The 22,729-nt window shown below is 42.6% G+C and carries 18 protein-coding genes; 11 read left to right on the plus strand and 7 right to left on the minus strand.

Annotated elements, in window-relative coordinates; all coding sequences use genetic code 11:
• Positions 1–103: 103 nt before the first annotated feature.
• Positions 104–1,042, plus strand: a complete 939-nt coding sequence (gene paaX / locus PR725_RS14035) for a phenylacetic acid degradation operon negative regulatory protein PaaX (RefSeq protein ID WP_109912363.1) — start codon at positions 104–106, stop codon at positions 1,040–1,042.
• A gap of 21 nt (positions 1,043–1,063) precedes the next feature.
• On the plus strand, positions 1,064–1,657 hold the full coding sequence (gene paaY, locus PR725_RS14040) for a phenylacetic acid degradation protein PaaY (RefSeq protein WP_004266156.1): 594 nt from the start codon (positions 1,064–1,066) through the stop codon (positions 1,655–1,657).
• Positions 1,658–1,690: 33 nt separating this feature from the next.
• On the opposite strand, the gene PR725_RS14045 is transcribed toward paaY, so the two are convergent.
• Positions 1,691–3,214, minus strand: a complete 1,524-nt coding sequence (locus tag PR725_RS14045) for a DHA2 family efflux MFS transporter permease subunit (protein ID WP_272569456.1) — start codon at positions 3,212–3,214, stop codon at positions 1,691–1,693.
• A 16-nt stretch (positions 3,215–3,230) separates the two neighbouring features.
• Positions 3,231–4,403, minus strand: coding sequence for a multidrug efflux MFS transporter periplasmic adaptor subunit EmrA (emrA, locus tag PR725_RS14050; protein ID WP_109912360.1), 1,173 nt, complete (start codon positions 4,401–4,403; stop codon positions 3,231–3,233).
• Between the two features lie 847 nt (positions 4,404–5,250).
• Here emrA and PR725_RS14055 point away from each other — a divergent pair.
• On the plus strand, positions 5,251–7,305 hold the full coding sequence (locus PR725_RS14055; protein WP_004266158.1) for a TonB-dependent receptor domain-containing protein: 2,055 nt from the start codon (positions 5,251–5,253) through the stop codon (positions 7,303–7,305).
• A 61-nt stretch (positions 7,306–7,366) separates the two neighbouring features.
• Positions 7,367–8,224, plus strand: coding sequence for an alpha/beta hydrolase (locus PR725_RS14060; protein ID WP_042851465.1), 858 nt, complete (start codon positions 7,367–7,369; stop codon positions 8,222–8,224).
• Between the two features lie 2 nt (positions 8,225–8,226).
• On the opposite strand, the gene PR725_RS14065 is transcribed toward PR725_RS14060, so the two are convergent.
• On the minus strand, positions 8,227–9,159 hold the full coding sequence (locus PR725_RS14065) for a LysR substrate-binding domain-containing protein (RefSeq protein WP_109912354.1): 933 nt from the start codon (positions 9,157–9,159) through the stop codon (positions 8,227–8,229).
• 601 nt (positions 9,160–9,760) lie between these two features.
• On the opposite strand from PR725_RS14065, the gene PR725_RS14070 reads away from it, so the two are divergent.
• The 7 genes from PR725_RS14070 (at position 9,761) to PR725_RS14100 (ending at position 18,650) form a co-directional block, all read left to right on the plus strand.
• Complete coding sequence (locus tag PR725_RS14070; RefSeq protein WP_004266162.1) at positions 9,761–10,366, plus strand: ankyrin repeat domain-containing protein; 606 nt, start codon at positions 9,761–9,763, stop codon at positions 10,364–10,366.
• 35 nt (positions 10,367–10,401) lie between these two features.
• Positions 10,402–11,325 carry a DUF2877 domain-containing protein gene (locus PR725_RS14075; protein ID WP_123382648.1) on the plus strand — a complete coding sequence of 308 codons (924 nt, stop codon included), beginning with the start codon at positions 10,402–10,404 and terminating at the stop codon, positions 11,323–11,325.
• Positions 11,315–12,865 (plus strand): acyl-CoA synthetase FdrA, encoded by a 1,551-nt coding sequence (fdrA, locus tag PR725_RS14080; RefSeq protein ID WP_109912346.1) that lies wholly within the window; start codon positions 11,315–11,317, stop codon positions 12,863–12,865. Before PR725_RS14075 ends, fdrA begins: the two co-directional genes overlap by 11 nt.
• Positions 12,865–14,280: a DUF1116 domain-containing protein gene (locus PR725_RS14085; protein WP_109912345.1), complete on the plus strand. Its 1,416-nt coding sequence runs from the start codon at positions 12,865–12,867 to the stop codon at positions 14,278–14,280. Before fdrA ends, PR725_RS14085 begins: the two co-directional genes overlap by 1 nt.
• A 251-nt stretch (positions 14,281–14,531) precedes the next feature.
• Positions 14,532–16,094 (plus strand): xanthine permease, encoded by a 1,563-nt coding sequence (locus PR725_RS14090; protein WP_272569467.1) that lies wholly within the window; start codon positions 14,532–14,534, stop codon positions 16,092–16,094.
• A gap of 75 nt (positions 16,095–16,169) precedes the next feature.
• Complete coding sequence (locus tag PR725_RS14095; protein WP_272569469.1) at positions 16,170–17,120, plus strand: carbamate kinase family protein; 951 nt, start codon at positions 16,170–16,172, stop codon at positions 17,118–17,120.
• 141 nt (positions 17,121–17,261) lie between these two features.
• Positions 17,262–18,650: an amidohydrolase family protein gene (locus tag PR725_RS14100; RefSeq protein WP_109912342.1), complete on the plus strand. Its 1,389-nt coding sequence runs from the start codon at positions 17,262–17,264 to the stop codon at positions 18,648–18,650.
• Positions 18,651–18,690: 40 nt separating this feature from the next.
• Here PR725_RS14100 and PR725_RS14105 read toward each other — a convergent pair whose 3' ends face one another.
• The 4 genes from PR725_RS14105 to PR725_RS14120 all read right to left on the minus strand — a co-directional run bounded on the left by PR725_RS14105 (position 18,691) and on the right by PR725_RS14120 (position 22,726).
• Positions 18,691–19,665 carry a nucleoside hydrolase gene (locus PR725_RS14105; RefSeq protein WP_110731487.1) on the minus strand — a complete coding sequence of 325 codons (975 nt, stop codon included), beginning with the start codon at positions 19,663–19,665 and terminating at the stop codon, positions 18,691–18,693.
• 24 nt (positions 19,666–19,689) lie between these two features.
• Entirely contained in the window at positions 19,690–20,691 is a 1,002-nt protein-coding gene (locus tag PR725_RS14110; RefSeq protein WP_109912339.1) for a LacI family DNA-binding transcriptional regulator, read from the minus strand.
• A gap of 76 nt (positions 20,692–20,767) precedes the next feature.
• Positions 20,768–22,153 (minus strand): MFS transporter, encoded by a 1,386-nt coding sequence (locus tag PR725_RS14115; RefSeq protein ID WP_272569473.1) that lies wholly within the window; start codon positions 22,151–22,153, stop codon positions 20,768–20,770.
• A gap of 321 nt (positions 22,154–22,474) precedes the next feature.
• On the minus strand, positions 22,475–22,726 hold the full coding sequence (locus PR725_RS14120; RefSeq protein ID WP_004266172.1) for an acyl carrier protein: 252 nt from the start codon (positions 22,724–22,726) through the stop codon (positions 22,475–22,477).
• Positions 22,727–22,729: the final 3 nt, after the last annotated feature.

The raw sequence follows: 22,729 nt of genomic DNA on the forward strand, positions 1-22,729 counted from the left end.
ATCTCTGAGAAAGTGTTAAAACAGGTAATGGAAGACAACCTTTAAATTTATGTCTACTATTTAGTAAGCCTTCTGATACATAAATTTTATAGATAAAATATAAATGGAAAATAAACTTAACCAATTCATACAACATGCAATAGCAAGCCAACCCATTAGTGGGACGTCTCTAATTAGCTCACTCTATGGTGATGCTTTGCATCATCGTGGTGGTGAAGTGTGGTTAGGAAGCTTGACTAAGCTGTTAGAACCCATGGGCTTTACTGACCGCTTTGTCCGAACTTCCGTTTTTCGCTTACAAAAAGAAGGTTGGCTTGATGTCGAAAAAATTGGCCGTCGCAGCTATTACCGTATTTCTGAGCGCGGGCAAAGTCGCTTTCGCCGTGCAGAAAATAAAATTTATCTAGCCGGGCAGCCTGATTGGGATGGAAAATGGGATTTACTCCTCCTTGAAACGGCGGATAAAGACGAAAAGATCAGATTAAAAAAGGAACTGAGTTGGCTCGGTTTCGGGCAATTTAATACATCACTCATGGCAGCACCCAGTTGTGCCCAAAGTGATGTACCGACACTACTCAATGAACTCAATGCCACTGAAAATGCCATCTATTTTCACGCGGATTACCCCTATAGCCGCTCAGAAAAAAATCTCAAAGAACTGGTTTCTCATGCTTGGTCTTTGCAAGATATTTCAGAACATTATCATCAGTTTATTTCCTTATTTAGGCCACTTGCATTACTCCTTAAAGAAAATACTGACACACAGATTTCCCCTGAACACTGCTTTCAGCTACGTTTACTGCTGATCCATTTCTACCGCCGTGTCACGCTTAAAGACCCGTTATTACCAGATGAACTCCTTCCTGCACAATGGGAAGGCCATATTGCACGCCATCTTTGTACCAACATTTATCAACGCATTGATCAAGCGGCAACCCAATATGTTTCTGAACAGTGCGAAACCACTGTCGGGGAGCTTCCTCAACCATCCAGCGCTTATTATCGCCGCTTTGGTGGAGTGCTCAGAGATATAGCCGCCTAAATACACATTACAGGAGCCTGTATGCCCTTTTATCAAATCGATGGTATTACGCCCGTCGTCAGTCCTGAAAGTTTTGTGCACCCTACTGCTGTGGTGATTGGTGATGTTATTATTGGCAAAAATGTTTACATTGGCCCAAACGCCAGCTTACGTGGGGACTTTGGTCGCTTAATCATTAAAGATGGCGCCAATGTGCAAGATAACTGTGTGATGCATGGTTTTCCTCAGTATGAAACCATCGTGGAAGAAGATGGGCACATCGGCCATGGGGCGATTTTGCATGGTTGCCATATCAAGCGTAATGCCTTAGTCGGAATGAACAGTGTGATTATGGACGGGGCCGTTATTGGCGAGAACTCTATCGTCGGTGCTTGTGCCTTCATCAAAGCCGAGGCAATTTTCGCCGATAATAGTCTTATCGTGGGTACACCTGCAAAAGTCCTTCGCACCTTATCAGAAAAGGAAATTGCATGGAAAACCAGCGGAACCAAAGATTATCAAGACTTAGTCACGCGCTGCTTAAACACCTTTAAAGAAGTCGAGCCCCTCAAAGAAGTCGAAACGAACCGGCCTGTCTTGAGTTTTGAGAATGTTATTCCTAAATCCCAGCTATAAGCTAGATGGGGCTAAAATACTTAGCCCCATCCATTATTTCGCTTTGCTACCAAATGGCGGTTTAGCAAACCAAACAGTAATAATCAGCGCAATAAATACCCAACCGTATAACCAGAAAATTTCATTTGCAGCAATAATTAATCCTTGGCTCGTAATTTGCTGAGCAATAAAACCAGAAGTCTGTTCGGTACTCAATCCATGGGCTGCCATTTCTTTATACATCCCTAAGGATTCAGGGTTATAATCGGTAATAAATTCCGTTAATTGACTATGGTGAACGGCTTCTCTATCACTCCACAGCGTTGTGGTAATAGAAGTCCCTATTGAACCCGCTAAGGTACGGAAAAAGTTAGCCAAACTCGATGCCGAAGCGAGTTTTTCAGGCGGTAAATCTGAAAGGGTTAATGTGGTCAGTGGCATAAAGAAGCAAGCTACCGCCATTCCTTGCACCAATTGCGGCCAAACAACAGCAGAAAAGCCCATGCTCGGTTCAAAAGTATATGCACGCCAGAAGAAACAAATCGCATAAAATACAAAGCTAAAGGTCACTATCCAGCGGATATCAAGAAAATCGGATAATTTTGCTACTGGAGCCGAAAACAACACAGGCAATAAGCCTATAGGCGCCAATGCGAGCCCAGCCCATGTTGCCGTATAGCCATAAACTTCCTGTAAAAGTTGCGGCAACAAGACAATAGCGCCGAAATAGGCCATATACGCTAAACTGACAGAAATCGTTCCGATGGTAAAATTGCGCGATTTAAATAACGATAATTCGACAATTGGGTTTTTATCTGTGAGTTCCCAAATAACGAGGAATACCAACGCAATAGCTGAAACAACGGCTAAGATGACAATTTCATTAGATGCCAACCATCCCAGTTCCTTACCTTTGTCGAGCAAAACTTGTAAGCAACCCACTCCCACAGAAAGCAGCGCCAAGCCAATCACATTGAATGGCACTTTCACGACCTTCGACTCCATCCCTTTGAAGATAATAGAGCCAACTATAATGACAAAAATTCCCAAAGGCACATTCATAAAGAATATCCAGCCCCAATGGAAATTATCACTAATATAACCACCAAAAATAGGACCGAATACAGGGGCTAAAATAATGGTCATAGACCAAAATGCTAACGCCATATTTTGCATTTTTGGAGGATAGCAGCGCATGATAAGGCTTTGAGAAAGTGGGATCACCGGCCCTGCAACGGCACCTTGCAATACGCGGTATAAAATTAGCATACCAAGGCTATCGGAAAAGCCACAAAGTAATGAAAATAAGGTGAAAAGCGCCGTTGCCCATAAGAAAACACGAATTTCACCAAAGCGCTTCGCCAAGTAACCTGAAATAGCGATAGAAATTGCATTCGATACGCCAAACGAGGTAATTACCCATGTCCCTTGAGACATAGAAACCCCAAGGTCACCTGCAATCGTCGGGATAGCCACGTTAGCAATCGTGGAATCAAGCACCTGCATGAAGGTCGCAAGGGACAACGCAATGGTTGCCCATACCAGTTTTGCACCCTTAAGTGGTTGAATATCTGCCACAACGGCTCCTTTCAAGCTAGTCTGCGTTATCGCTGATAATAGTGTCGATGATGTGGTCGACATCACTTAAGTTTAAGACCAACACATCACTTTCAAATGCAGGTACTGTACGCTGTACTTCCGCTAAAACAGGGCCATTTTGATCTTTAATATCGATGGTGACATTCATAGATAACCCAATGCGTAACGGGTGTTTTGCCACCTGCTCTGGGTCTAATTCAACACGTACAGGCAAACGCTGTACGACTTTAATCCAGTTCCCTGTCGCATTTTGGGCAGGCAATAATGAGAAAGCACTACCAGTTCCCATATCAAGCCCAACCACGGTACCGTTATAAACAATATCTGCCCCGTAAAAATCACTGTTGATGGTCACGGGTTGCCCAATACGGACTTTTTCTAATTGGGTTTCTTTGAAGTTCGCATCAACCCAAACAGGCTGAACAGGCACGATCGCCATTAAAGAACTTTGCGGACTGACTTGAGAGCCGACTTGAACATTACGCCGTGAAACATATCCCGTCATTGGGCTTTTAATTTCAGTACGTTGTAAGTTTATCCACGCACTGCGTACGCTATCAGCTGCTTGCTGAATTGCAGGTTGTTTTTTGAGCTCCGTATTACGCAACAATGCGCGGTTGGCATTATATTGTTGAATAGAAATATCCAGAGCCGCCTGCGCAAGTTGTACAGCTTCTTGGGCGTGCTGCAGGTCTTCCTTCGAAATGGTACCACTGCGGCCTAAAGCTACACGACGTTGATAATCTTTTTGCGCTTGCGCAAGTGTCACACGATTTTTTTGAATTTGCGCTTGATACTCATCACCATTGATATACAGTTCTTTGGTTTTGCGTACGGTGGTCGCTAAATCATGTTTGGCTTGTTCAAATGCCAATTGCGCATTCGTTTTATCCAATACAACCAGTACATCCCCCGCCTTTACCAAGTCAGTATTTTCAAAGTTAACTTGAGTGACATTACCTGTTGTTTGCGCAATTATCGGGATCTGTAAGCCAGATACATAAGCATCATCGGTATATTCTTGAAAGCGTAAAACTAAAAACCAATAAACACCGTAGGCGACAAATAATAGAATGATAATTATTGTGGCTATCACTATCCATATTGTTCTACGTTTTTCATTAGTCGTTTTTTGATTATGTGTTTCTGAATGGGTTTCTTGACTCATAATAACTCTCAAGGTCTGAAATCAATATTAATTCTCCCTCTATATTTACGAAGTATATGTAATAAAGCAATAGTTAATAATTTACAATTAAATTAATTCCAACAAAAAAATTAATTCATTGATATAAAACAAATAATTAAAGGGAATCAGAGTTCAACATTAGATTAATGTTTATTATCAAAACAATGAAATTCATTCTTAATTAGATTAACGATAAAAATTAATGAAATAGTTCAAATGATATTTATTATGATAAAAATTCCGTCACTCAATTATTGATATTCTTTTTTTGATTGAATATTTCTATTTATTAGACCATATTTATGATTTTTTAACTTGGAGTTTTCATTTTTTATCGCGGGCTGCCGCTTGCTTTTTAATACCACTGATTGTCTCGATTTTCATTTTTGTCCTCATCAATACAACATTAATAAACTCAATACGGTGCTTAATAGAGTAACGAAGTACGTTGGTAATTGCTGGCCTTTCGGGCAGCTTTTATCTCTTTACCAGTACTTAATATTATTCATTAGGTTAACGAGGTTATCCCCAAGGATACAGGCTAATTTTGAATGTATGTTTCATATAACTCAAATTTCCCTAGTAGATGCTAGCGCTAGAGTAAATTCACGCACAACCAAACACCATAAACCAGAGTTAAACCTTAATTTTTCGTTAAGCTTGACAAAAATCGTAAAAGGGGAAAACACCGTAGGTGAAAATTCTTAGCTGAGATCAAATATTGCTCATAAATTAGCTAGCTCATTATTTATTTTTGATATGTTTTAGTGATAATATTCGCAAACAATATAATTATCATTCTCATTTATATTTACTAGGGATAACTATGACTTCGCAATATCACTACACCCTGATTGCCGCCGGTGTTTGTGCGGCTTTATCTTCATTTAGCGCTACAGCAGCAGACAATAAAACAGATACCATGGTCGTCAGTGCATCAGGCTTCTCGCAACAACTGCGTGATGCTCCTGCTAGCGTGACCGTGATCAGTGCAGACCAATTACAAAATAAACCTGTCCGTGACCTCGCCGACGCCGTTAAAGACGTGGAAGGGGTAAGTGTCGTTGGTGCTGCAAACAAACAAGATATTAATATCCGTGGCTTACCCGGCGAATACACGCTGATATTGGTCGATGGGCGCCGTCAAAACAGCCGTGAATCACGTCCTAATGGGAGCGGTGGCTTTGAAGCAGGCTTTATGCCACCTGTCGAAGCGATTGAACGCATCGAAGTGATCCGTGGACCTATGTCCTCCCTGTATGGTTCCGATGCAATGGGTGGTGTTATCAATATCATCACTAAAAAAGTGACTAATGAATGGCATGGCAGCGTCACCACTGGGGCTATTATCCAAGAAAACAGTGATAGCGGTAACTCGACTGACGGTAACTTCTATCTGTCTGGCCCATTAATTCAAGATAAACTTGGTCTGCAATTGTATGGTGGTGGTAACTACCGTCAGGAAGATAAAATCTTAGAAGGTCATCATCAGCGTGATAACCGCAGCTTAACAGCTAAATTAACCTTTACACCACAAGAGAACCAAACCTTCTTACTAGAAGCAGGTCGTAGTACTCAAGAGAAAACATCGACACCAGGTAAATCTGGTGCTGAATATGAAATTCGTGGTGGAGACAAGCAATATAACTCTAAAGAAGAGTGGCATAACGACCGTAACCATGCAGCTCTGACTTATAAAGGTGAGTGGGATTCTTTTAATACTGAGCTAAGTGTTTACCAAGAAAAAACCAAACGTAAAATAAAATCCCAAGACCGTAATCAAACTACAGGCCATTGGGAAGGCGGCTATGAGGCTCGCGTACCAGAAATCACCAACACCGTTGTTGATGGAAAAGTGGTGGCTTTCCTGCCGGACAATATCCTAACCGTTGGTGGGCAATACCAGTACTCTAAATTGAAAGACAGCTCTTTGGTTTCAAAAGGCGTAATGGAAAAAACCAGTATGTCAGTCGATCAATCAGCACTGTTTGTGGAAAATGAGTTTACCGCAACAGATGATCTGATCTTAACGGGTGGCCTACGTTTAGATCACCACGAAACCTATGGTAACCATTGGAACCCAAGGGGTTATGCTGTTTACTACCTAACCGATGAAATCACCATTAAAGGGGGCGTTTCTTCAGCTTTCCGCGCACCTACATTACGTGAAATCAGTAAAGGCTATGGCACCTCTACCCAAGGTGGTAACGGGATTATCTACGGTAATCCAGACCTCAAACCGGAAAAAAGTGTTAGTGAAGAAATCAGTATTGCCTATAACCATGAATCTGGCTTTAATGCGAGCTTAACCTTCTTTAATACCGACTTCAAAAACAAGCTAACTAGCTACTCACTTAATCAAGCCGATCCTAACCACCCTAATCTCACGTTATATACCTACGACAATGTGGGTAAAGCGAACATCAAAGGTGTTGAAGTTGCAACGGGCATTCCTATCGCACAGGATTGGAACCTCAACCTAAATTACACATACACCGATTCAGAACGTAAAAGTGATGATGAGAAATTAGGCAATGGTCTTTCCTTAAAAGGCTATCCATTGGATAAAACACCAAAACATATCGCTAATGCGAAATTGGATTGGAACTTCAATGAAGACCTAACCTTATACACACGTGCGCATTATGAAGGAAAACAGGTGTGGGCAGCACAACGTAATGGCTCAAAAGTACCTCGCTATCGTAGTGGCTATACCACCATGGATGTGGGTGCAACCTACCAATTATTTAAAAACACCAAACTGAACTTTGCAGTGCTAAATATTGGTAATGAAAAAGGACCTAAAATTGATAAAGTTGATGGAAACTGGGATGTTGAAGACGGACGCCGTTATTGGGCGAACGTTAACGTTAGCTTCTAATTAACTCTGAGGGTGTGCCTGTTTCAGGTATACCCTCAAAACCCTTAAATAGACTCAATAAATGAATAAAATCATATTAAGTGGCATATTGCTGTGTATGACCAGTTCCGCATTTTCCCGCCCAAGCCAGACTATCCCGAGTATGGACGAGCAAGTCAGCCAATTTTATGATATCCAACAAACGGATATGACTTACGGTGACCGTGCGCTGCGCATTTACAGTGCAGTGCCCTATAATGTCACCGCACAACGCCCTATCCTGTATATGCTTGATGGTAATGGTTTATACCCCAAAGCGGTTAATCGCGCAGTTGAAAAGCTGCCAGCGGATAAACTACCGATTATTATTGGGATTGGTTACCCCATTGACGAAGCCTTTCCAAAAGCATGGCGAACCTACGACTATACTCCCCCTGTTGCAGGTGACGAATTTAAACAAGGGGGCGGTTCCCCTGCGCTATACCAATTTTTAACTGACACTATTCGCCCATGGGCAGAAAAACAGTTTCCTATTGATAAAAGCAAACAAACCCTATTTGGCCATTCATTTGGTGGATTATTTACCTTGATGGCGTACCAACAACAACCGGATGATTTTCAGTTTTATGTTTCTGCCAGCCCGTCATTATGGTGGGGTAAAGGAAGTATGGTAGATTTAGCGAAACTGACAGCGAAACAAGCGGCTTCCCCCCTATTTGTGACTTTAGGCGGTTTAGAAGAGAGCCCTGATTTATCCAAACTGAGCGCTGAACAAGTGCAAAATTACCAAGCGCGCAAAAGTTGGATTAGCACACGCCAAGTTTGCACTGAGATTGCAAACCACCAAAGGCACTGTGAATTTAGGTTATTCGACGGCAAAAACCACGGTTCAGTGATCCCCGATGCTATCGATAAAGCCCTTGATGTCGCTAGCCAATAAGACTAATTGATGGGTTTTAGGAGATCGCTGTAGAGCTCTGCTAGAACCCCCTTTTCGCCAAATTCTTTACGGATCCACTGCGTCACAAGCCCAGTAGCTGAATGTTGTGTGGCTAATAGCATATGGGAATCTTGTCGTGGGTTCTGAATTTGTTTTGTTACCAACAAACCATGTTTAACATGGTCTTTGATCATATAATCGGGTAAAAACCCAATCCCTTCACCTAATATCTGACACTGGCATTTAGTATTAAAATCAGGCACTTGAATTGCTTCTTGCCCATGTAACAACCAACCCACCCGCTTATTAATGGTATGCGCGGTATCTTCCACCATAATATTGGGATAAAGGCGTAGCTGGCTCTCAGCGATGGGCTCTGGCATCAGTGCCAATGGGTGAGTTGCTGCGATAGCAAATTGCCAGTGAATCGCACCGATTTCAGTGTAGTCAATTCCACCGCCATCCATCAACGTACCCGGAGCACCAATCGCAATATCTGCATGGTTATTAATAATGGCATCCCAAACCCCATTATACACCTCGGTTGTCACAGTGATGTGGCAGGTAGCAAACTGTTTTTTTAATATTTGTAATAACTTAGCGGTATGATACGGCGTATATAATAACTGATTAATACAAATACGTACCCGCGCTTCAATCCCCTGCTCAATAGAATAAATACTTTTTTGAATGGAATGGAAATTATTGAGCAAGTCGGTTGCTTTACGATAAAAATAATACCCTGCTTCTGTGAGTTCAATATTACGGGTATTACGAATAAATAACGCGACATCTAAATAGGTTTCAATACGTTTGATGGTATAACTCACCGCAGAGGTGGTCACGCCTAACTCTTCCGCTGCTTTACTAAAACTCGCAAACTTCGCTGCTGTTGTGTAAGTCAGTAAGTTTTCTTCCGTAAAAATTGAGTTCATACCCACCGCCAAAAATGTTTAAAATTTAGACAAATCATGTTTTTATGTGAATAAAATTCAATAACGTAAAAATCAGATTATTTTTCGAGCATATTTTTATAGCTTAACAGAATTATTAACAACTGGAATAGATTAAATTTGATATGCATTTTCCCCAAGTAAAAACCCTACCTTTAAAGTCACTATTAATATTCGAAATACCTAATATTATTGAATTAAATAGGCAAACCAAGTATTAACATTCTATACAGACACGATCAATAAAATTACAAATTTAACAAATTAAAAACTTCCAATTTGATGTCTATCACAGAACTGAGTAAATCATGATTTTCGATTTTAATTAACAAAAAAAATCACACAATTTGGACCACAAAATAGCCATAAATCATCAAAAAACGCTAAAAAAGAATGCTCGCACGCACAAAAAAGCCAGATTATTGAATTAAATTCAATAATTAAATGCCCCATTGATGAATTAAATTTAAATGGATTCTTTTTATTAATGACAATTGCTATGCTCTAACCATCATATATTCGATGTAATCTTTAAATTGTCTTTATCTATGTTGGTAATAAAAACCAACCTAAGGGGAAAATGATGACCGCTAGTACTCTCGCTCACGATTTTTTAACCGCAGCTGAACAAGGACAATTAGAAATATTAAAAAGTTGCCTTGAAAAAGGTGTGGATATTAATACCACCAACCGTCAAGGTCGCACTGCTATCGTCAATGCTAGCCTGAATAAACATTATGAATGTGTTTCTTTTCTGATTAATGCTGGGGCAGATATTAATAAACAAGACCAAACCTGTTTTAACCCTTTTTTATTAAGCTGTCTTAATAACGACCTAACCTTATTACGTATTGTCTTACCTGCAAAACCCAATTTAGACTTATTAACCCGTTTTGGTGGTGTGGGAATTACACCGGCCAGTGAAAAAGGCCACGTGGAAATTGTTCGCGAACTACTTGAAAAAACCGATATTAATGTCAATCACACCAACTTTGTTGGTTGGACCCCTCTATTAGAAGCTATCGTACTCAACGATGGGGGCGAAAAACAGCAGCAAATCGTTAAATTACTATTAGACCACGGTGCGAACCCTCATATGACGGATAAATATGGTAAAAAACCATTAGAGTTAGCACATGAAAAAGGCTACAGCGAGATTGCTGAGTTACTGATTGCAGCAGGAGCATAGCGAAATCATAGACTCTAAATAAGATAAGGAGGCATGTGAACGCATCCATATCTCATCGGCAAAGGTTATACGGGCTAACGGCTGATACACAATTTCTCAATCTGTTGCATCAGCCCTCACCCCAAGGAACGATAGAACAAGTATTTAATAAAGCCATTAACTTTTCTATTGATAATGCACTTTATACATTGCTTTGTTCTCAATTAGATAATGCTCCAAATAGTTGCCGATTAATAAATAAAAATTTTTCTCTTTTCAATATTAAAAAAGGAGAGTCCATTAATTTATTAAATAAAGAAATATTGATTGGTGATAATTATTTATTATCATTTTCTTTATGTAAAGAATGGCGGCAACCTGTTATCAACTTTAGCGATAACAAACTGAAAAATTCAAATTATTTATTATATATCGAAAAGCAAATAAATCGTTTGGATTTAATCTTAACTGAAAATAAAAGCTCTCTATTTAAATATCAGGGGGATAACTTTTTTTATCTCTCTATGACGAAGCAATTGGTTCAATTACGCTCTGAATTGATTGAATCAATAATTAAGAAAAATAAAGAAAATATTGTTTATGTGATCCGCCAGTTTGTTGGATTGGGTATCGGGCTAACTCCTTCAGGAGATGATTACTTAGTTGGGTTAATGGCATTTTTATTATTAATCGGTCATCCGGTTGCCACTTTTTACCCTGAATTTTTTAAGGGAATAACCCAAAGCTTAGGCCAGACGACACCAATCAGTGCCATCACATTAGAAAAAGCGTTAAACCGAGAATATCGCGAAAATATGCAGCAATTAATTCAATCATTAGTTGATGCGAAAGAAACCAATATTTATCCGCAATTTTTAGAGATTTTAAATATCGGGTCGAGTTCTGGCAGCGACATGCTATTTGGCTTGCGAGATGCCCTGTATATCACCCATTATTTCGGAGAAAACTATGTCGACTAAAGTTGTCATAAAAAAGAATACCTATTTTGATTCCGTATCACTGATGTCTATTTCGACAAAAGCCAATCAACTCGACAATGTCGAACAAGCGTTTGTCGCGATGGCAACAGAGATGAACAAAGGCGTTTTACGTAATTTAGGGTTACTAACACCTGAATTAGAAGAAGCCAAAAATGGCGATTTAATGATTGTCATTAAAGGCCCAAGCGATGATGCCAACGAAGCCACATTAATTGCTATCGAAGAGTTATTTAATAAGAAAAACCAAGGTGGCGGGCAGCATGAAGCTAAATACGCCACTATTAATTCAGCGAAAACACATATCCCAGATGCCAACCTTGCCGTCATTTCAGTAAACGGTCAATTTGCTGCCCGTGAAGCGCGCATTGCCTTAGAAAATGACCTCAACGTTATGTTGTTTTCCGATAACGTCTCCATTGAAGATGAACTCGCGCTCAAACAGCTGGCTAGCAAGAAAGGCTTGCTGATGATGGGCCCAGACTGCGGAACTGCCATTATCAACGGAACTGCGCTGTGCTTTGGTAACGATGTACGCCGTGGCAGCATTGGTATCATCGGTGCATCCGGTACGGGTAGCCAAGAGCTCAGCGTCCGTATTCACGAATTTGGCGCAGGCGTTTCTCAATTAATTGGTACTGGTGGTCGCGATTTAAGCGAAAAAATTGGCGGTATCATGATGATTGATGCCCTAAAAATGCTCGATGCCGATGATGAAACCCAAGTTATCGCTCTGATTTCTAAGCCACCAGCCCCTAGCGTAGCCAAAAAAGTGCTAGAGCAAGCGGAAAAATGCCATAAACCTGTTGTTGTGTGTTTCTTAGGTAGCCAACCACTACCAGAAGACAAACCGGGTTTAACCTTCGCCCAAAGCACCAAAGAAGCAGCACTGAAAGCTGTTCTATTAACCGGTATTCGCAAAGAAGATTTAGATTTACACCCGCTCAATTTACCGCTAATTGATGAAGTCAGAGCAAAACTGAAGCCTGAGCAGAAATACATTCGAGGCTTATTCTGTGGTGGAACGCTATGTGACGAAGCCATGTTTGCCGCGCTGGAAAAATACGATGATGTTTACAGCAATATTCAGCCAAACTCTGACTATCGCTTAAAAGACCTCAATAAAAGTATTGCACACACCTTCCTCGATTTTGGTGATGACGACTTTACCAACGGTAAACCACACCCAATGATCGACCCAACTAACCGTATTGAACGTTTACTGCAAGAAGCTCGCGACCCTGAAGTGGGCGTCATTATGATGGACTTCGTTTTAGGCTTTGGTTCTCATGAAGACCCTGTGGGCGTGATGATTGACGCGATTAAAGAAGCGAAGAACATCGCCAAACAAGATGGTCGTGAATTAGAAATTTTAGGCTATGTGCTGGGCACTGACCAAGACACCCCATCGATGGATGCGCAAGTCAAAATGCTAACAGATGCCGGAGTCATCTGGGCAAGTAGCAGCACCAATACCGGTTTATTAGGGCGTGAGTTTGTATGGAAAGGGGAGAAAGCATAATGACTTCATTATTTAAGCAGCCATTAAATGTCATCAACGTTGGCATCGAAATGTTCAGTGATGACCTGAAAAAACAACATGTTCCGGTCACGCATTTAAACTGGACACCTCCAGGACAAGGCAACGTTGCGGTTATTCGCGCCCTTGACCAAATTGAAGGTAATGCCGCATTACAAGAAAAAATTGCGGCGGCTAACGCCCAAGCCCTTGAGCGTATTATTCAATCTCAACCTGTGTTAATCGGTTACGACCAAGCGATTAATGTGGTTCCAGGTATGACCAAAAACACCATCTTACATGCGGGCCCACCTGTAGCATGGAAAGACATGTGTGGTGCCATGAAAGGTGCGGTCACCGGTGCGCTGGTTTTTGAAGGTTTAGCAAAAGATTTAGCGGATGCCGAACGTGTTGCGGCCTCCGGTGAAATCATCTTCTCACCTTGCCATGAACATGATTGCGTCGGTTCGATGGCAGGTGTGACTTCAGCTTCAATGTTTATGCACATTGTTGAGAACAAAACCTATGGTAACCGTGCGTTCACTAACCTCAGCGAACAAATGGCGAAAATCTTACGCATGGGTGCCAATGACCAAAGCGTCATCGACCGTTTAAATTGGATGCGTGATGTTTTAGGCCCAATGCTACGCGACGCAATGAAAATCGTTGGTGAAATCGACCTACGTTTGATGCTTGCGCAAGCACTGCATATGGGCGATGAGTGTCATAACCGTAACAATGCAGGAACAACCTTACTTATCCAAGCGCTTACAACAGGGATCATTCAAACTGATTTCTCTGTTGCACAACAAAAGGAAGTGTTTGATTTTGTTGCAAGCAGCGATTACTTCTCCGGCCCAACGTGGATGGCGATGTGTAAAGCATCAATGGATGCGGCTCACGGCATCGAATACAGCACCGTTGTTACGACCATGGCGCGTAATGGCTATGAATTTGGTTTACGCATCAGTGGGTTACCAGGTCAATGGTTCACAGGTCCTTCTCAGCAAGTTATTGGCCCAATGTTTGCGGGCTACAAACCAGAAGACTCTGGTTTAGATATCGGTGACTCCGCTATCACAGAAACCTACGGTATTGGCGGATTTGCGATGGCAACCGCACCGGCTATCGTAGCGCTGGTTGGCGGTACAGTTGAAGAAGCGGTCGATTTCTCTCGCCAAATGCGTGAAATCACCTTAGGTGAAAACCCGAATGTCACTATTCCATTATTGGGCTTTATGGGTATCCCTACCGCCATTGATATTACTAAAGTTTCTGCCAGCGGCATTCTACCGGTTATCAACACCGCGATTGCCCATAAAGATGCAGGTATCGGTATGATTGGCGCAGGTATTGTTCACCCGCCGTTTGATTGCTTTGAAAAGGCCATGCTGTCTTACGCACAGAAATATGCTTAGTTTTCAGCCATAAAAAAAGACGCCCAACTCCGGTTGGGCAATAAAAATAAAACGAATACCCTGATTGATTTTATTTGAAAAACAGTGCTGTAACTCAAAATATAGGAACATACCCTAAATAATTTGAATTGCAGCTAGGCGGCAAGTAAACGAGACCCTAGGAGCATACATAAGTATGTGACTAGGGCGAGTGAATGCAGCCAACAACGCTGCGGTTCAAAGTATGACGGGTATACAGGGGAATACTTAAAATGAGTATATTCAAAATCAAGTGGAAACGTGGGGATTTGGCCGCCTACTTCGGCTTAATGACCAACAACCTAACCAACCTACTCACCATGATGGGCCTGTTAATTTTCGTTGTCGGCATCCCATCTGAAATTGTTTACGGTCGTATCGCTCCCGCCTTTGGTTTCGCTGTTTTACTTGCCAGTGTGAGCTATGCTTACTTTGGTCAGCAAATGATCAAGCAAACCGGGCGCAATGACGTCACCGCTTTACCATCAGGGCCGAGTGCGCCTTCTATCTTTACAGTGACGTTCTTAGTTATCATGCCGGTCTACCAAACTACACAGAATGCGGAATTTGCGATCCAAATCGCGCTGGTTTGGTGTTTTGTTGAGTCGATGATCCTCGTGGGTGGTTCTTTCTTAGGTGAAACCATCCGTAAGATGATCCCACGCACCGTACTGTTATCCTGTTTGTCCGGTTTAGGGTTACTGTTACTGGCGATGAACCCAATGCTGCAAGCGTTTGAAGCCCCAACGGTTTCATTCATTGTGCTGTTATTAATTTTCATTAACTGGTTTGGTAAAAAACCGATTTTTGCTCGCATCCCAACTGGCTTATTGCTGCTAATTGCCGGTACAGTATTGGCATGGGTTTCTGGCTTGCAAAGTGCGGAAGCAATCAAAGACTCAATGGCATCATTTGGTTTCAACCCACCGGGTATTCATATTGATAGTTTCTTCCAAGGCCTGCCACACGCTCTGCCTTACTTAGCATCAGCGGTACCACTTGGTTTAGCAAACTATATCTTCGACCTGGAAAATATCGAAAGTGCGCATACTGCAGGTGATGAATACAATACGCGTAAAGTCATGTTAGCTAACGGTTTATCATCGACAGTTGGCTGTTTTATGGGTAACCCATTCCCTGTCACTGTTTACGTAGGTCACGCAGGTTGGAAAGCCATGGGAGCAAGCGTGGGTTATACATTAGCATCCGGTATCACCATGTTTATCGTACCACTATTCGGTATCGGTGCCTTCATGTTAGCTATCATTCCAATGACCGCTATCGTACCGATATTGGTATTCATCGGGGTCGTCACCGCCAACCAAGTTGTGCGAGAAACACCAAAAATTGAAGTTCCCGTTATCTTTATCTGTCTATTCCCATGGATTGCTAACTGGGCATTGACGATGGTTAATAGTGTTATGGGCGCAGCAGGCACCTCTGCGAGTGCGATTGGGGTTGAAACCTTGCTACACAAAGGGGTTTATTACCAAGGTCTGGTTCATTTAGGTAACGGAGCACCTTTAGCCAGTATGCTGTGGGGCTGTATTGCTATCTTTGCTATCCTCAATCAACCACTGCGTGGAGCCATTGCTGCTGCCGCGGGAGCAATATTAGTATTCTTCGGAATTATTCACTCCCCAGCGGTCGGAATTGCTACTGGTTCAACCTTGATGTTTGTTTACGCATACCTCATGATGGCAGCTTTATTTGTACTCAAACACTTTTTAGACAGCCGGAAATCGGTGGAAGAACAACAAGCTGAAAAATCTGAGAAACTCAGTAAGTCAGTGTAACCAAGCCAACCTTTATAGTAGGTGTGCGCTGTACACCTACTATCAGCTAAATCTCTGTCTCAGGAAACATTAACAATGAAAGAACTCGTGGTTGTTGCCATCGGGGGCAACAGTATTATCAAAGATAACAACAGCCAGTCTATCGAAGCTCAAGAAAAAGCCGTTCAAGAAGTTGCACACCACATTAGTGACATGCTTGAAGGTAATTACAACATTGTTTTGACCCATGGAAATGGACCTCAAGTTGGATTAGATTTGCGCCGAGCTGAGATTGCTCATGAAACCGAAGGTTTACCTTTAACACCGCTGGCTAACTGTGTGGCAGATACTCAAGGTGGAATTGGCTATTTAGTTCAACAAGCTTTGACTAACGTCCTAGCAAAACGCCATAACCGCCAAGCCATTACCGTAGTGACTCAAGTTGAAGTGGATAAAAATGACCCAAACTTTAGCGCGCCAACCAAGCCGATTGGGGCATTTTTTACTGGGCAACAGACTCAGCAATTACAGCAAGAAAACCCAAACTGGCATTTTGTTGAAGACTCAGGCCGCGGCTATCGCCGTGTGGTGGCTTCCCCCGAACCAAAACGTGTCGTTGAATCACAAGCGATCCGCACCTTAACAGAACACAATTATGTGGTGGTTGCCGCAGGTGGCGGCGGTATTCCAGTCATTGATAACGGCAATGGTGGCTACAAAAGTGTTGATGCGGTGATTGATAAAGACCTATCAACAACCTTGTTGGCGAAAGAGCTCAATGCCGATATTTTAATTATCACCACAGGTGTCGAAAAAGTATGCATTCACTTCGGCAAACCTGAACAAAAAGCACTTGGCGAAACTACCACCAGCGACATGCAACGCTACATGGAAGAAGGCCATTTCCCAGCAGGTAGCATGTTACCGAAGATTGAAGCCAGCCTATCGTTTATTGCCAACGGTGGTAAACGAGTGATCATCACCACCCCTGAAAAACTACCAGAAGCTTTACGCGGTGAAACCGGAACCCATATTGTTCAAGGGTAAGTTTCTATAATCTGGATCATGCGAATTTTTTGTTCGTCGCAAACTGCAGTATCCCTCAGATCGTTTGATGACGATCTGGGTGGATAAGTATCGCTTAAAAACAGGAAATTCGGCAGTAAATGGATATCACTAGGAGTTTCTATGAAAGCAGAAAAATCATCCGGCAGAAGAGAGTTCCTTTCCACCAGTGCTAAAGTGGCAGCCGCTTGCACTTTATTTGGTGCGGTATCGGGCTTTGCCTCCGCCCAGAGCCAAGCTAGCCAAACAGCAGGCCAATCCAGTATCACGGATAAACATTATTACCTTGATGACGTGTTACTCGAAACGGGTTTTAATTACCATGATTCGACGGTCGTCGGCACCCAAACCGCCTTACATACCGTAGAAATTCGTGACGGTATAATTGCAGCCGTTTTACCCAATAAACAACATGCAGATGGCACATTGAATGCCTATAGTGCGCAAGGCAAACTCATGCTACCGGCCTTTCGCGACATGCATATCCACCTCGATAAAACCTTCTATGGTGGGCCATGGCAGGCGCCACAGTCACGTGAAGGTAAAACGATTATGGATATGATCGCGTTAGAGCAAAAATTGCTACCTGAATTACAGCCTTTCACGGAAGAAAGAGCAAATGCATTGATCGCGCTGATCCAATCCCAAGGATCAACGATTGCTCGTAGCCATTGTAATATCGAACCCGTTTCCGGTTTGAAAAATTTAGAAGCCTTACAAAAAGTGCTTGGAGAACACCAACAAGACCTAACTTGCGAAATCGTCGCCTTTCCACAACATGGTTTACTACATTCCAAGTCAGAAGGTTTAATGCGTGAAGCCATGCAAGCAGGCGCTCATTACGTTGGTGGTTTAGACCCAACCAATGTGGATAGCGCGATGGAAAAGTCTCTCGATTCGATGTTCCAAATTGCGTTGGACTACAACAAAGGCGTGGATATTCATCTACATGAAACAAGTCCCGCAGGCGTTGCCGCTATCGATTATATGATTAAAACGGTAGATGAAAACCGCAGTTTGCGCGGTAAAGTGACCATCAGCCACGCCTTTGCATTGGCAACATTAAACCCTGAACAAGCAGAGAAAACAGCGAAACAATTGGCTGAGCAGCAAATCACCATTGCTTCAACTGTTCCGATTGGCACACTGCATATGCCACTGAAAACCCTAAATAAAAATGGGGTATTTGTGATGACCGGAACGGATAGCGTGATTGACCATTGGTCGCCCTTTGGCCTAGGTGACATGCTAGAAAAAGCTAATTTGTACGCGCAGCTCTACACTCGCCCTGATGAGTTATCGCTGTCCCGTTCACTGGCCATCGCAACAGGCAATATTTTGCCACTAGATGAAAAAGGCCAACAAGTGTGGCCAGCTAAAGGGGATGACGCCAGCTTTGTGCTACTTGATGCATCTTGTTCTGCTGAGGCAGTCGCACGGATTTCCCCAAGGTTCGCGACTTTTCATAAAGGCCATTTAGCCCACGGAATGATGCCGAAGTCTGCTTCATAGTGATAAAAGAATAGCGCCTATAGGCGCTATTCTTGCCACGTTATTTTTTCAGTTTGAGCGTATTAAAGATTAAATCTAATAAACCTGAGTTATCTACGGATTGCAGTACAGTAATTGGCTTTGTTTTTGGTTCAGGAACTCCGACCCGTAGACGCAGTGCGTCATAGCAGAAGCTTTTGCCGCGCAGCGCTCCCTGTAGCTCAATACCTACATGCTTTTTATCATAAGTCACCAAACTCTTATCCAATAGCCATGCAACGGTTAACACATCATGTATCCAACACCCTGCTAAATGACGTGTCGCACGTGAATAGTCCATCCACGGTCGCATTGTTGCCACAAGAAAATGGCTCAGTGGCGTATCAATTTGTGCAAGCTTATCGAGATCCTCATGCACCATTTGCGTTTGTACCGTAACATCCATCGGTACTAAAGTCAGGTTTGCCCCACTATTAAGCACCGCATAGGCTGCTTCAGGGTCGACACCAAAATTAGTGTCTTTCAAATACCCCGGTACGTTAAAAACCGCCCCCATAACCACTATCTCCGCCACGTTTTGAGCCATGTCAGGAAACAGCTGAATTGCTATTGCGATATTAGTTAATGGGCCAATGGCAATAATCGTGATTTGTTTCGGGTTTTGGCAAACTAATTCACCAATACGTAACGCGGCTTCTGGGATAGACTTCGGTAAACTGGGTATGGGTGGAAGACCGTCCCATAGGTGCGTAAGTTGCGCTCGTTCAGCGCCGTTATCGAGTAGTTCACGCCATGGCGCGCTAGTTTCAACCAAGGCTGACGATGCACCACGATAAACAGGAATATTTTCACCCAGTGAATGAACTAAATGGCTGGCAACGTCAAAGCCAATTTCGCTAGGTGTATTACCCGAAACAGTGGTGATCATTTCCAATTTGATTTCAGGTGCAGCGATAGCCAGCGCAAGTGCCAGACCATCATCAACATTCGCACCAACGACCCCATTACCGGGGTCGCAATCTATAATCACTCGCATAAATTTCCCTGAAACAATAAATAATCAGCACCCGCATGAGTGCCCGATTTGTAATTCAAATTCCACTTCACAGATGGCTTCTTTAGATGGCCAATTTTGTAAAATTTGTATCGCTCTTTGCGCTATTTTATCAACAGGCTGGCGAACAGTTGTGAGAGTTGGAACGGTATATTCTGATTGCACTGTACCGTTAAAACACACCAGTGCAATGTCTTCCGGTACGCGTAATTTTAATTCTGCTAAGGCTTTTAAACAGCCAAAAGCTTGCAATTCATTCGTGGCAAAAATAGCTTCAGGGAACCCCTCTTCCCGCATCTGATAGATAGCCTGGTAGCCCCAAACGCGGGTATATTCCCCTGATAAAATCCATTTTTGTTGTATCGTTAAGTCAGCTTCTGTGAGTGCAGCTTTCCAACCATTTAAGCGGTCTTGGGTATTGAGCATCTCATTTGGGCCGCAAATAATGCCAATATTTTGATAGCCATGCTTAATGAGATGACGAGTAATTTTATAGGCTGCGAGCTTCTCATTCACTTGAATGGTACTGATCCCTTCTGTGGCTTCAATCCTATCAAGCATCACACAAGGCGTGCCTGATGACTGAATTAAATCAACATAGGGATGCCGGTCAACACTGGTATAAATGAGGCCTTCAACTTGCCTTAACAACAGGTTATTAATCAGCTCTTTTTCACGAACTCGTGAATCTCCCGCATCACCCAGCAACAAAACATGCCCATATTTAAACGCTTCTCGCTGCAAGGCATGCGCAATAGAGGCTAAAAACGGGTTAGAGATATCGGGGATCACTAGCCCATAGGTTTGAGTGCTACCCGACGCTAGCGCTTTTGCAATACCATTTGGCCGATACCCCGTTTTTTTGATTGCTGCTAACACCTTTTGCCGTGTTGCCTCTGCAACAGGACGAGGGCCATTGTTAATTACATAACTGACTACCGCAACCGAGGTTCCGGCTTCGCGGGCAACATCTACCCGCGTCACTTTACGGTCATTCGTATCAGACACTCAGCAGTTCCTTTTTCCAACATGACGTTGCCAAAGAATAGCAGCCACTCTGATTTTTATATACAACCATGCTCACTTATATCGCATCTTCAGGCAGGTTTAAGTCACGACCTCGGGTTTCTGGTGCAAAGAATGTGGTCACCAAACCAATGCCAGCCATTCCAATAAAATAGACGGCAATTGGCCACCACTGACCTGTCCAAGACAACAGTGCAGATGCCACTAATGGAGCTGTACCTCCGGATAAAATAGAGCCGAGTTCTTTAGCAAAGGCCATTTTAGTATAGCGATTACGCACGCCAAATAATTCTACGCCCCAAGCCGCTTGTACCCCGAAAATGCCCAGTGATGCTAACCCCATTCCAACCACTATCGTCGGGATAACGATCATCGGTTCGCGAGAGTCTAATAACATAAACGCGGGTACGGCATACAGCATCAATAGGAAACAGAACCAACGATAAACAATACGGCGCCCAAATTTATCTGATAACCACCCTGCAAATGGAATGATGGCAAAACCAAGGATTGAAGCAATTAAAACCGCCGTTGTTGGCACAGATTTATCCACCAACAATATTTTGGTGACATAACCGATGATAAAGCCTTGGGCGAGATAAGATGGGCCGTTTTCGCCGATACGTAACCCGACCATGGTCCAAAACGCACGCGTTTTTTGCCAAAATGAACGGTTATCAACAGGATGAGCCACGGTATCAGATTCCAATGCAAGGCGACGTTCTTCAGCAAGCTGCTCTTTTTGCCTTTCAAAAACAGGTGTTTCTCGCATATGCTGACGAATAAATAACGCGGCTAAAGCAATTAAAATACTGCCAAGGAAGGGAATACGCCATCCCCACGACATCAGGCTTTCTTTGTCCATTTGTAACACTATCAGCCAAATCATTGAGGCCAGTAATGTTCCACTGTTGGAGCCTAATGCAATGATTGATGAAACTAAACCGCGACGTTTTACGGGGGCGTATTCGCCTAGCATCACAGTTCCACCGGATAGCTCAGCTCCCGCACCTAAGCCTTGGGCAAACCGTAGGATCACCAAACAAACGGGCGCCCAAACACCAATCTGTGCGTGGCTGGGTATCGCACCAATAAGGGTGGTCGATAACCCCATCAATGCAATCGTGATCACCATGACCATTTTTCGGCCATGTTTATCACCTAACCAACCAAAAAATAATGCACCAATTGGACGGGCGATAAACCCAACGGAATAGGCGGTAAAACTGGATAACAGCGCCATAATAGGCGTTGCATCAGGGAAGAAAACATCACCGAAAATAATACCTGCCGCTAAACCATAGAGAGCAAAATCCGCATATTCCATGGTTGTACCTAACCAACAAGAGAAAATCGCCCGCCGGAAATCTTTTTTTCCTTCCGGCGTACTTAACCGCTCTTGCGCGGCTTGTTGATTCGCCTCGATATTTAATTGTGTAGCCATAGTTATAAACCCTTGGTGTTGGCGCAAAGCCTATTAATCAAAAAATCTAACTGGCGTTTTTTATTTACTTAAAGGATAGTCTACGCGCGTAGAATTAAGCAAACGAGGGTATGCTATTTTGTGAGCGTTATCACTTGATGACAAAAATATGAATTTTATGTGACTGAAATAACACGATAAAAAATAAATAAAAAAGAATAGAAAGTAGCGATTAGAGATCTGCTGCTCTAAAAAAATAATCTCGCTTAACTGAAATAATCATTTTAAATGATGCCCTAAAAATAAAAGCCACGTTCGAATAAATACCGTGGCTTTATCTGTTTATTTGACACTCAATAGATACTCGACAATATCACTCAACTTATACCATTTCATCCAAACTTCATCGTTAATTGGTTGCCCTGTATACTGTTCGATAGCCGCTATCAATTCCAACATTTCTAAAGAATCAATATGTACATCTGCGATTAATGTCGAATCAAGCGTAAAATCATTTGTAATACCAGAATAGGTTCGAATCTGCTGAATTTGCTCAAATAACCACTGCCAATGAATTTCTGTCGATGAGTTCATTTT

Origin of the sequence: Providencia sp. PROV255 (assembly GCF_028478065.1) — a bacterium.
GTDB lineage: Bacteria > Pseudomonadota > Gammaproteobacteria > Enterobacterales > Enterobacteriaceae > Providencia > Providencia rettgeri.